This window comes from Micromonospora marincola (assembly GCF_056150385.1).
Map to the genome: position 1 here is coordinate 1 of NZ_JAXCFT010000035.1, position 11281 is coordinate 11281.

11 protein-coding genes are annotated in these 11281 nt (G+C 72.8%); 7 read left to right on the plus strand and 4 right to left on the minus strand.

All coding sequences use genetic code 11. The features are described from left to right. Positions 1–491: 491 nt before the first annotated feature. Positions 492–749: an SCO4848 family membrane protein gene (locus SM450_RS30740; RefSeq protein ID WP_474623281.1), complete on the minus strand. Its 258-nt coding sequence runs from the start codon at positions 747–749 to the stop codon at positions 492–494. Between the two features lie 342 nt (positions 750–1091). Between SM450_RS30740 and trpS the strand changes: the two genes are divergently transcribed. After that, positions 1092–2150: a tryptophan--tRNA ligase gene (gene trpS, locus SM450_RS30745; protein WP_474623282.1), complete on the plus strand. Its 1059-nt coding sequence runs from the start codon at positions 1092–1094 to the stop codon at positions 2148–2150. A 278-nt stretch (positions 2151–2428) separates the two neighbouring features. Further along, positions 2429–4147, plus strand: a complete 1719-nt coding sequence (argS, locus tag SM450_RS30750; RefSeq protein ID WP_474623283.1) for an arginine--tRNA ligase — start codon at positions 2429–2431, stop codon at positions 4145–4147. A 37-nt stretch (positions 4148–4184) separates the two neighbouring features. Here the strand turns inward: argS and SM450_RS30755 are convergent, their stop codons facing one another. Further along, positions 4185–4550, minus strand: a complete 366-nt coding sequence (locus tag SM450_RS30755) for a VOC family protein (protein WP_474623284.1) — start codon at positions 4548–4550, stop codon at positions 4185–4187. 258 nt (positions 4551–4808) lie between these two features. Between SM450_RS30755 and SM450_RS30760 the strand changes: the two genes are divergently transcribed. Further along, positions 4809–7163, plus strand: a complete 2355-nt coding sequence (locus SM450_RS30760; protein ID WP_474623285.1) for an IPT/TIG domain-containing protein — start codon at positions 4809–4811, stop codon at positions 7161–7163. Between the two features lie 61 nt (positions 7164–7224). Here SM450_RS30760 and SM450_RS30765 read toward each other — a convergent pair whose 3' ends face one another. Then, positions 7225–7506: an SCO0607 family lipoprotein gene (locus SM450_RS30765; protein WP_474623286.1), complete on the minus strand. Its 282-nt coding sequence runs from the start codon at positions 7504–7506 to the stop codon at positions 7225–7227. Positions 7507–7740: 234 nt separating this feature from the next. On the opposite strand from SM450_RS30765, the gene SM450_RS30770 reads away from it, so the two are divergent. From SM450_RS30770 to SM450_RS30785, 4 genes are read left to right on the plus strand one after another with little or no spacing between them, the layout of a single operon-like run. Next, positions 7741–8160 carry a TOBE domain-containing protein gene (locus SM450_RS30770; protein WP_474623287.1) on the plus strand — a complete coding sequence of 140 codons (420 nt, stop codon included), beginning with the start codon at positions 7741–7743 and terminating at the stop codon, positions 8158–8160. A gap of 32 nt (positions 8161–8192) precedes the next feature. Beyond that, positions 8193–8987 (plus strand): molybdate ABC transporter substrate-binding protein, encoded by a 795-nt coding sequence (gene modA / locus SM450_RS30775; protein ID WP_474623288.1) that lies wholly within the window; start codon positions 8193–8195, stop codon positions 8985–8987. Positions 8988–8992: 5 nt separating this feature from the next. Then, a complete protein-coding gene (locus SM450_RS30780) occupies positions 8993–9844 on the plus strand; it encodes an ABC transporter permease (protein ID WP_474623289.1) in 852 nt (283 codons plus the stop codon). Then, on the plus strand, positions 9841–10899 hold the full coding sequence (locus tag SM450_RS30785) for an ABC transporter ATP-binding protein (protein WP_474623290.1): 1059 nt from the start codon (positions 9841–9843) through the stop codon (positions 10897–10899). Before SM450_RS30780 ends, SM450_RS30785 begins: the two co-directional genes overlap by 4 nt. A 175-nt stretch (positions 10900–11074) precedes the next feature. On the opposite strand, the gene SM450_RS30790 is transcribed toward SM450_RS30785, so the two are convergent. Continuing rightward, positions 11075–11281 (minus strand): non-reducing end alpha-L-arabinofuranosidase family hydrolase (locus tag SM450_RS30790; protein ID WP_474623291.1); only part of this gene is annotated, 207 nt, incomplete at its 5' end.

Consider the following 11281-nt stretch of genomic DNA (forward strand, 5'->3'; position numbering starts at 1 on the left):
ACCACACACCGCCCGCAAACCCTCCACCAGGAGGACCCACAACCGGGGCATTCCGTCCACACCCACCGCTCTCGCGCCGGGCACTTTTACTACGTTACCTCACCGTCTCTGCCGTGTCAAACCGTGTGTGCCGGTCTGTCATGCTTCGTACGGGTTGGCGCCGCTGAGCCCACGCAGCAGCGAACCGCTGCGCTTGATCACCGGATTTGGCAGGCCGGCCGCTACGGTTTCCCGTAAGCTCGCCCGGTTCCCTGCCGGTCGACAACCTTACCCGGTCGGTTCCGCTCCGCCAAATCCGCCCTGCGGCGTTCTGGCCGGCCTCGCCCGGGCCGTGTCCTGTTGGGGCGCAAACCCCTTCGGACGCGGCACCCGCGTCGGTTCGGCACTCCCGGGCTTTCGTCCCGTTTGCCCCGTTCCGCGCTGGCAGAGAGAAAGTTACGCGTCCGCAGGTTTGATCGTCAAATCCAGAGGTGGCGGCCCGCGTCACAGCATCAACCGGGCCGGGAGACGCGGCGGGCGGCAAGCCAGCCGCGTACGCCGAGCACGCCTACCGTCGTACCGATGGCAAGTGACGCGGCGATCAGCAGCGCGTGCACCCAGACGAAGGCGGTCGGGCCGCCCTCGCCGACGACACCGGCCGACCAGGCTCGCGGGTCGTTCCAGATGGCGGCGGCGAACCTCGGCCAGATCACCCACGTCCACACTCCGACGCCGACCAGGAACAGCGACCAGCCACGCGACAGAACCATGGTCGGGCAGTATGCCAGCAGGTCGGCGGCTACCACTCCGAAAGCTACCGGCGGGTCTGAGCCGGAGGGGCAGCCGGACGGCCACCCCGGCGGCTACCGTGTCAGGCATGGTCCGGTCGAGCACCTGCGCCCCGGAGACCCACGCCGGTCTCCCGGGTCGTGCTGACGACGGCCGGGAGCAGATTCTCGACGTCCTTCGAGCCGGCGGACTGCGGTTCCGCGCCGGCGGGCGATGGCGGCGCTCGTTCTGACAAGCCCGCTCCACCGATCCGGGTCGGCACCCGGGTCGTTCGCGCGCGTCCGCGCGTTCCCGCCAGCCACCGGCACGAAAGGCATACCACCATGTCCTCAGCACGCATGCTCACCGGCGACCGCCCGACCGGGCGACTGCACCTCGGCCACTACGTGGGAAGCATCGCCAACCGGGTGCGGCTGCACCAACGCTACGAGAGCTTCTTCATCATCGCCGACCTGCACATGCTCACCACCAGGAACACCCGCGCCGACATCGAGCAGGTCGCCGGCAACGCCCGCGAGATGGTCACCGACGTCCTCGCCGCGGGCGTCGAGCCGGAGCGCGCCACGTTCTACCTCCAGTCGGCGATCCCCGAGGTCGGTGACCTGAACACGCTGTTGCAGAACCTGGTCACGGTGCCCCGCCTGGAGCGGGTGCCGTCACTGAAGGAGATGACCCGGGACGCCGGCAAGGACGAGATGCCGTACGGCCTGCTCGGCTATCCCGTGCTCCAGGCGGCCGACATCCTCTGCGTGAAGGGGCAGGTCGTGCCGGTGGGGAAGGACAACGCGGCGCACGTCGAGGTGACCCGGGAGATCGCCCGTCGGTTCAACCACCTCTACGGCGACGTCTTCCCGGTACCCGACCTGATCATGTCGGAGACGCCGACGCTCGCCGGCACGGACGGCACCGGGAAGATGAGCAAGAGCAGGGGCAACGCGATCGCGCTCTCCGACGACGCGGCGACCGTGCGGCGCAAGGTGATGGGGATGTACACCGACCCGAACCGGGTCCGCGCCGACGTGCCGGGGACGGTCGAGGGAAACCCGGTCTTCGCCTACCACGACGTGTTCAACCCCGACCGGGCGCAGGTCGAGGAGTTCAAGACGCGCTACCGGGCCGGGCGGGTCGGCGACGTCGAGGTCAAAGAGGCGCTCGCCACGGCGCTCAACCGCTTCCTCGACCCGGTCCGCGAGCGCCGGGCGCGGTTCGAGGCGCAGCCCGGCCTGGTCGACGAGCTGATCGTCGCCGGCACCGAACGGACCCGGGCGCAGGTGCACGCCACGCTCGTCGAGGTCCGCCGGGCGATGGGCCTGACCAGCGCGTACACCCAGGTGCGGCGGCGGGCCGAGCGCTTCCGCAAGGCCGCCGCCACGCCGGCCTGACAATCGGGGTACGCCGACGGCCGGTCCGGGTACGCGCTTGCGCCGCACCCGGGCCGGCCGGTTACGCTGCCGGCATGAGCAGTTCGCAGGCGTACCTGACGGCGTCCCCAGACGTCCGGCTCGGCGCGCTGCGACGCCGGCGGTCCCGCGACCGCCTGCGCTGAGCCTTCCTCTCCTGCGACCGGCGGATCGAGCCGCCGGTCCTCGTCGATCGTCCTCGCTCCGCCGCCTTCCCATCCGGTGATCCGCGCGGCGGATCGAGCGAGATCGGCGTACCCATGGATCTTGAGAAGTTGCTTGCCGACCGGCTGGCGCCGGCGTTCGCGGCGGTGGCCGGCGGACCGGTGGACCCGGTCGTGCGGCGCTCGCAGCACGCGGATTTCCAGTCCGACGCGGCGCTCGGGCTGGCCCGGCGGCTCGGCCGGCCGCCGCGGGCGATCGCCGCGGAGGTACGGGACCGCGCGGAGCTGGCCGACCTCTGCGCGGCAGTCGAGGTGTCCGGGCCGGGCTTCCTGAACCTGACCGTCGCCGACGGGGCGCTCGGCGGTCTGGTCTCCACGCTTGCCGCCGACCCGCGGCTCGGGGTGCCGGTGGCCGCCGGGCCGGAAACCGTGGTGGTCGACTACTCGGCGCCGAACGTCGCCAAGGAGATGCACGTCGGGCACCTGCGGTCGACGGTGATCGGGGACGCGGCGGCCCGGTTGCTGGAGTGGCGGGGGCACCGGGTGGTGCGCGCCAACCACCTCGGCGACTGGGGCACGCCGTTCGGCATGCTCATCGAACACCTGGCCGACCTGGGTGAGGCGGAGGCGGCGCAGGAGCTGTCGATGGGCGACCTGGACGCGTTCTACACGGCGGCGCGGGCGAAGTTCGACGACGACCCGAGGTTCCGGGAGCGGTCCCGGCTGCGGGTGGTGGCGTTGCAGGGCGGCGACCCGACGACGCTGCGGCTGTGGCGGCTGCTTGTGGCGCAGTCCGAGAGCTACTTCCTGACCGTGTACGACCTCCTCGACGTGACCCTCTCCCGGGACGACTTCCGGGGTGAGAGCAGCTACCACGACCTGCTCGCGCCGACGGTCGGTGAGCTGGACCGGCTCGGGCTGCTGCGGCGCAGCGAGAGCGCGGACTGCGTCTTCCCGCCCGGTTCGGTGGGGCGGGACGGCGAGCCGCTGCCGCTGATCGTGCGCAAGTCCGACGGCGGGTACGGCTACCCGGCGACCGACCTGGCCGCGCTGCGGCACCGGACCGGCACGCTCGGCGCGACCCGCCTGCTGTACGTGGTCGGGTCGCCGCAGCGGCGGCACTTCGAGATGGTCTTCGCGACCGGCGCGCAGGCCGGCTGGTTGACCCCGCCGGCCCGGGCCGAGCACGTCGGGTTCGGGTCGATCCTCGGCCCGGACGGGCGGATGCTGCGCAGCCGGGCCGGCGGGGCGGTGAAACTCGTCGGCCTGCTCACCGAGGCGGTGGAGCGGGCCACCGCGCTGGCCCGCGAGCGCAACCCGGAGCTGGGTGAGGCGGAGGCGGCCGAGGTGGGGCGCGCGGTCGGGATCGGCGCGATCAAGTACGCCGACCTGTCGAGCGATCGGCACCGGGACTACGTGCTGGACTGGGAGCGGATGCTGTCGCTTGACGGCAACACCGCGCCGTACCTCCAGTACGCGTACTCCCGGATCCGGTCCATCTTCCGGCGGGCCGGCGCGACGGCGCGGCCGGGCGCGGACATCGCGCTCGCCGAGCCGGCCGAGCGGGCGCTCGCGTTCGAGCTGGTCGGCTTCGGGCCGGTGGTCGAGGAGGTCGCCGGCAGCCTGGAGTTCCACCGCCTGGCCGGGTATCTGCACCGGGTCGCGGTCGCGTTCAGCGCGTTCTACGAGCGGTGCCCGGTGCTGCGGGCCGAGGGGCCGGTGCGGGACAGCCGGCTGGCGTTGTGCGACGTGACCGCGCGGGTGCTCCGGCAGGGCCTCGACCTGCTCGGCATCCGGACGCCGGAGCGGTTGTGAGCCGGCCGGCTCGGCGAGCGGTGGTGAGCCGGCCCGCTCAGCGGGGCAGCCAGGACTGCACCTCGACCAGGTTGCCCTCGGGGTCGCGCAGGTAGGCGGAGCGGACGCCCCAGGCGGGACGGTCGGCGGCCTCGGCGACGACCGCCCCGGCGGGCAGCGCGGTGACAGTCGCGTCCACGTTGGACACCGGGACCACGACGAGCACACCGCCGTCGCCCCGCCCGACCGGGAGCACCGCTTCGGCGGCCCGCCGGCCCAGCAGCGCGAGCACGGTCTCGCCGCCCGCGTCGAAGCCGGCGTACTCGAAGTCGTCGACCACCTTCTCCGGCTCGCCGAGCAACGCGGTGTAGAAGGCCAGGGTGGCCGGGAAGTCGTCGGTGACCACGCGGGGATGCACACTCATGACCGGACCCTATCGGACCGGACGCGGCGGGGTGGTCCCGTTGCGCGATCGCGCCGGCCCGACCGTCCATATCGGAGCCCGCCCAAAAAACGGGGGTCCTCGATGTCGGCCATCCATGCGATCCTTCCTCCGCGGGTGCTCATCGTGTTGCCCGCCATCATCACGGGGGAGGACGTCATGCGTGCCCACGCGCGCGCTTTTCGGCGTATTTTCGCAATATCCCTGACCTTCGCGGTCGGTTGCGGCACGGCGGTCGGCGTGCACGCCGCCCCGGCCGCCGCCGCCGTCGGCGGGCCGACCGCACTCACCACCGCCGGCCTGGCCTGCGCACCGCAGGCGCCGGGGCCCTACCTGAGCCCGGTGCGGCTCAACGACGCCAACGCCGTGGTGCTCCAGGGCACCTACAGCGGCACCCCGAGCAGCACCGACGCGCAGGCTGACTTCCAGGTGTGGGACGTCACCAGGCCGGACGAGCCGCAGCAGTGGCGCGACGGGCTCGACGAGCGCAACAACCGGGTCTACATCCAACTTGAGGACCCCGCGCGCCAACTGGACGGCGTCACGTACGCCTGGCGGGTCCGCGTCCTCGACGGCGACGACACGTCGCCGTGGAGCGACACCTGCTACTTCACCGTCGACCGCACCGGCGGTCCGGCACCGGCCGTCGCGTCGGCGAAGTATCCGGCCGGGGACTGGGACAACGCCGGCGGCGCGGTCGGCGACACCGGAACCTTCACCTTCACCTCGGCCTCCGCCGACACGGTGAGCTACCAGTACCGGTTCTCCGGTGACGACGACCAGGACTCGACGGTCCCGGCGACGAGCCTCGGCGGGCCGGCGACCGTCACCTGGACCCCATCGGACGCGAGCCGCCAGTCGGTGGTCGTCTACGCCGTGGACCGCGCCGGAAACTGGTCGGAACGCAACGTCTACGAGTTCTGGGTCCGGGAGACGCGACCCTCGGTCTTCTCCGCCGCGTACCCGGAGTGGGGCACCAACCTGGACTACGGCCCCGGCGTGCCCGGCGCGTTCGAGTTCACCGCCAACGTCCCGGGCACCGAGTCGTTCGCCTGGCGCATCGACGGCGGCGGTCCGTCCGGCTCGGTCGCGGTCGACGCCGACCGCAAGGCCACCGCGATGATCGCCCCGACCCGGGCCGGCCGGCAGACGCTGTACGTGCGGAGCGTCACCGGCGACGGCACGACGCACCCGGAGCGGGCCTACACGTTCGTCGTCGACAACGCGCCCCGGGTCACCGGCGACGTCGACCGTGGCGTGATCATCGGATCGTCGCTCCGGTTCCACCTGGCCCCGCGCATGCCCGACGTCGTCGCCTACCTCTACTGGCGTCGCGACCACAACGGGCACGAGACCGAGGAGAAGACCGTCCTGCCGGCCGGCGCGGACGGCACCGCGGACCTGACCTGGACCGCCACCAACCAGAACCAGGACACGCAGGCGTTGCTCGTGCAGAGCCGGAGCGCCGACGGGACCCTGTCGGAGCCGCGGTTCATCTACATCTCGGTGTCGAGCGCCAGCCCCCAGGTCAACCGCAGCGGCGGCGACGTACTCGGGTCGACCGCCACCTTCACGGCGCGCACCGAGATGGCGAACGTCGCGGAGTATGAAGTGGTCCTCAACGGCGATCCGGCCACCCGGCAGGTGCTGCCGCCCGCCGCCGACGGCACGGTCACGTTCCGGTACACGCTCACCAAGCGCGGCTACACCTACGTATCGGTGTTCGCCCGGAACGCGGACGGCGTGCGGACCGGCGACGGCGGCATCTCCTGGTCGGTCACCGACTCGCCGGTGGTGACCTCCACCGACTTCCCCTCGTCGGGTTCCGGCCGGATCGCGCCGGGCACCTTCACCTTCAAGCCCCGGCAGCCGGGCGCGGTGAAGTACGCGTACCAGCTCCCGGGCGCGGCGGGCACCGTCGCGGCGGCGGCGGACGGCACCGCGACGCTCACCTGGACGCCGCCGGACTCGGGCTACCACACGCTCTACGTGACCAGCCTGACGGCGGACGGCGTCGCGTCGTTGCAGACCTACTACTCCTTCTACGTGGCCCCCGACCCGCTGACCGTGACGTCTGTGTCGCCGACGTCGGTCGCGGCGGGCGCGGTGCGCACGATCACCCTCACCGGCACCGGTTTCCACGAGGAGAACCGGGTCACGGTCACCCCGGCCGGCGGCACGGCGCTGACCGCGACCGTGCGGAGCGTCTCCGCCGACCACCGGACCCTCACCGCCGAGGTGGACCTGACCTCGGCCGCCACGGGCAAGGCGTCGGTCTCGGTCCGGCCGGACGACTGGAGTGACGCGGTGTCGCTCGCCGACGCCTTCACCATCACCGGTGCGCAGGCCGTCCGGTCGGTGACCGCGCCGACGATCACCGGCACGGCGGCCGTGGGGTCGACGGTCCGCGCCTCGACCGGGCAGTGGAGTCCGAGCGCCACCGCGTACACCTACCAGTGGGCGGCCGACGGCACCGCGATCAGCGGGGCGACCGGTGCGACGTACGTGATCCCGGCGTCCCGCCTGGGCAAGCGGCTGAAGGCGGGCTACGCCGACGGCAGTGCCACGAGCGCGCCGGTGACGGTGCGCGCGTAACGCCGCGGCTGACCGCCGCCACCTCGTCGACCCGTCCCGTGGGTCGGCGAGGTGGCGGCGGTCAGCTCTCGATGATGGTGTTGTTCTCGTCGATGCCGTGGGTCCGCCAGTAGACGTCCCACTCGTCGTCGACGTGCTGCGGGACCTTCCCCTCCGGGTAGCGGACGTACGGCGGGGTCGGCTCCTGGCCGTCCGGGAAGCAGGCGCTGCCGCCCTGACCGCCGACCGCGATCGCCGGATACTCGCCGTCGGCGCAGATGGCCTCCTCGAAGGAGCAGCCGGTGGTGAGCATCAGCCCGCTAAGGCCCACCGCGGCCAGGGCGATCATGATTCGGGTTCGCATGGCGAGAATTCTGGTCGCCCCGGCCGCACCTGCCATCCGTACGCGTACTCAGTCGTTGGGGTGCAGCAGCACCTTGGTCCAGCCCTGCTCGCGCCGGTCGAAGCGCGCCCGGTGCCGGCGCGCCCCCGGGTGATCCCATGAACGCACCTGCGAAACCGAGATGCCACTAATCTCCGCAACAGCAAGGGGACTTTGCCTCTTTGCCCAGCAGATGCGCGCGGGTAGGGTGCTGGCGTGACGGTGTTTCGGATCGGGGAGGCCGCGGAGCTGCTCGGCGTGAGCGCGGACACGGTGCGCCGCTGGGTCGACGCGGGCCGGCTGGCCGCCGCGCGCGACGAGCAGGGCCACCGGGTCATCGACGGGGTCGAGTTGGCCGGGTTCGTCCGCGAGCAGGCGGGCGAGGCGAGCGGTCGGTCGGAGGAGTCCTCGGCGCGCAACCGGCTACGGGGGATCGTGACCGCGGTCGCCAAGGACACCGTGATGGCCCAGGTGGACATCCAGGCCGGGCCGTTCCGGATCGTCTCGCTGATGAGCCGGGAGGCGGTCGAGGAGTTGGGCCTGCGGGTCGGGTCGGTCGCGGTCGCGGTGATCAAGTCGACGACGGTGGTGGTGGAGCGGTCCGCCCCGGCCCACCGGGCACGGGCCGGCGCATGACCGCGACCCGGATCCAGGGAGGCGCACGTCTCGTGCGTGCCGCGCTGGCCGGCGTGACGGCCCTGGCGGTGGCGGGGCTTGCCGGCTGCGCGGGCGGCGGCACCGACGAGGACGGTTCCGCGCCCGGCGGTTCGGCCTCCGGTTCCCGGCCGACCGGGACGGTGACCGTGTTCGCGGCGGCGTCGCTCACCGAGTCGTTCACCCGGATCGGCAGGGATTTCGAGGCGGCCAACCCGGGTGTGACGGTGGCGTTCAACTTCGCCGGCAGTTCCGCGCTTGCCAACCAGATCGCCCAGGGCGCCCCCGCCGACGTGTTCGCCTCCGCCGCGCCGAAGAACATGCAGTCGGTCATCGACGCGGGCGACGGCGACGGCCCTCCGACCACGTTCGTGCGGAATCAGCTTGTCATCGCGGTGCCCACGGGCAACCCGAAAGGCATCAAGGCGCTTGCCGACCTCACCAGGCCGGGGTTGAAGGTCGCGCTCTGCGCCGAGCAGGTGCCCTGCGGCGCGGCGGCCACCAAGGCCCTGACCGCCGCGCGGGTGAAACTCACCCCGGTCACGCTTGAGCAGGACGTCAAGGGTGCACTGTCGAAGGTGAAGCTCGGCGAGGTCGACGCGGCCCTGGTCTACCGCACCGACACCGGGGCGGCGACCGCCGACGTGGACGGGGTGGAGTTCCCCGAATCCGCCGGCGCGACAAACGACTACCCGATCGTCGTGCTGAAGAACGCCCCCAACCGGGCCGCCGCGCGGGCCTTCGTCGCTTACGTGCGGTCCGACCAGGGCATGGCCGTCCTGACCGCCGCCGGCTTCCAGGCCCCGTAGCGGCGATGACCTCGACCGGCGGAAACGGCACGGCGGTACGGCCCGAGCCGGCCGGGCCCCCGCGCCGCCGTCGCGGGCAGCGGGTGCCGGTGGCCCTGCTGACGCCGGCCCTGGTGGGCCTGTTGTTCCTGGTGCTGCCCCTGGCCGGCCTGGTGGTCCGCGCCCCGTGGGCCAGCCTGTGGCACCGACTCACCGAACCCGGTGCGCTTACCGCGCTGCGGTTGTCGTTGCAGACCGCCACCCTCGCCACCGTCGTGTGCCTGCTGCTGGGCATCCCGCTGGCGTGGCTGCTGGCCCGCGCCCGGTTTCCCGGTCGCCGGCTGGTCCGCGCGCTGGTCACGGTGCCGCTGGTGCTGCCGCCGGTGGTGGGCGGGGTGGCGCTTCTGCTGGTGTTCGGGCGCCGCGGTCTGGTCGGCGCGTGGCTGGACTCCACGTTCGGGTTCACCCTGCCGTTCACCACCACCGGCGTGGTCGTCGCCGAGGCGTTCGTCGCGATGCCGTTCCTGGTCATCGCCGTGGAGGGAGCGCTGCGCGGGGCCGACGCCCGCTACGAGGAGGCCGCCGCCACCCTCGGTGCCGGACGCTTGACCACCTTCACCCACGTCACGCTGCCCCTGGTGGCGCCGGGCGTGGCCGCCGGAGCGGTGCTGTGCTGGGCGCGCGCGTTGGGCGAGTTCGGCGCCACGATCACCTTCGCCGGAAACTATCCCGGCATCACCCAGACCATGCCCCTGGCCGTCTACCAGACCATCGAGGGTGGAGACCTGGACGGCGCGGTCGTGCTCAGCCTGGTCCTGCTGATCGTGTCGGTGGCCATCCTCGCCGGCCTGCGCGACAAGTGGATCACCAGCGCATGAACCCGGTCGTGGACGCGCACCTGGTCGTCGACCGGGGTGGCTTCCGCCTGGACCTGCCCCTGCGCATCGCCGCCGGAGAGGTGGTCGCGCTGCTCGGCCCCAACGGCGCCGGCAAGACCACCGCCCTGCGCGTCCTCGCCGGCCTGCAACCGCTGGACGCGGGCCACCTCGTGCTCGCCGGGCAACCCGTGGACCGGCCCGACCAGCGCCTCTGGACACCCCCCGAGCAGCGCCCGATCGGCGTGGTCTTCCAGGACTATCTCCTCTTCCCGCACCTGAGCGCGCGGGACAACGTCGCCTTCGGGCCGCGCCGCCGCGGCGCCGACAGGCGTGCCGCACGCCGTCTCGCCGACGACTGGCTGGACCGGGTGGGTCTGGGCGACCAGTCGCGCCGCAAGCCGAGACAGCTCTCCGGCGGGCAGGCCCAGCGGGTCGCGCTCGCCCGGGCCCTGGCCGTCGACCCCGTGTTGCTGCTGCTCGACGAACCGCTCGCCGCGCTCGACGCCCGCACCCGGCTCGACACCCGCGCCGCGCTGCACAGGCATCTCGGCGACCATCCCGGCGCCACCCTGCTGGTCACCCACGATCCGCTCGACGCGCTGGTCCTGGCCGACCGGCTCGTCATCGTCGAGGACGGCCGGGTCGTCCAGGAAGGCGACGCCGCCACCATCACCGCGCGGCCCCGCACCGACTACGTCGCCCGCCTCGTCGGCCTCAACCTCTACCGCGGCACCGCCGACGGCCACGCCGTCCGCGTCGACGACCGACTCACCCTCACCGTCACCGACGCCCTGCACGGCGACGCGTTCGTCGCATTCCCGCCCTCGGCCGTCGCGCTGCATCCGCACCGGCCCGACGGCAGTCCGCGCAACACCTGGCCCGCCGTCATCGCCGGGCTGCAACGCCACGGCGACAACCTGCGTGTGCAGCTCGACGGTCCGATCGCGGTCGCCGCCGACGTCACACCGGCCGCCGCCAGCCACCTCGACCTGGTGCCCGGTCGCTCCGTGTGGGCCGCCGTCAAGGCGACCGAGACCCGCGCCTATCCCGCCTGAGCCGGCCTGGCGCCCGGCCGGTCCGGGTGGAGCCGCCGTCAAGGTCGCCTGTCCCGACCCGACCTGGTGCCCGGCCGGTCCGGACGGGCCGCTGTCAAGGTCGCCAGATTTCGCCTGAAGGGCCGGCCTCCCCACTCGGGGAGACCGGCCCTCGGTTGTCAGGTGCCCGGCGTGGTCAGCGCTGGAGAGTGAGCAGGCCCGGGCGGTAGGGCAGGAGGCCGTAGTCGCCGCCGGAGTTGGTGGCGCGGCCTTGGTAGAGGAGTTGGAGGTTGCAGGGGTCGACGGTGAAGGTCTGGTCGGCGGTGGTGCGGATGAGTTCGCCGTGGCTGATGTCGTTGGTCCAGGTGGCGCCGCTGTTGGCTTTGCCGGCGAAGGGGTTGCT

What these genes read in the sequence shown, in the direction of transcription:
- SM450_RS30740 (WP_474623281.1), bottom strand. Translation starts at nt 749, where the DNA reads ATGGTTCTGTCGCGTGGCTGGTCGCTGTTCCTGGTCGGCGTCGGAGTG.
- trpS (WP_474623282.1), top strand. Translation starts at nt 1,092, where the DNA reads ATGTCCTCAGCACGCATGCTCACCGGCGACCGCCCGACCGGGCGACTG.
- argS (WP_474623283.1), top strand. Translation starts at nt 2,429, where the DNA reads ATGGATCTTGAGAAGTTGCTTGCCGACCGGCTGGCGCCGGCGTTCGCG.
- SM450_RS30755 (WP_474623284.1), bottom strand. Translation starts at nt 4,550, where the DNA reads ATGAGTGTGCATCCCCGCGTGGTCACCGACGACTTCCCGGCCACCCTG.
- SM450_RS30765 (WP_474623286.1), bottom strand. Translation starts at nt 7,506, where the DNA reads ATGCGAACCCGAATCATGATCGCCCTGGCCGCGGTGGGCCTTAGCGGG.
- SM450_RS30780 (WP_474623289.1), top strand. Translation starts at nt 8,993, where the DNA reads ATGACCTCGACCGGCGGAAACGGCACGGCGGTACGGCCCGAGCCGGCC.
- SM450_RS30785 (WP_474623290.1), top strand. Translation starts at nt 9,841, where the DNA reads ATGAACCCGGTCGTGGACGCGCACCTGGTCGTCGACCGGGGTGGCTTC.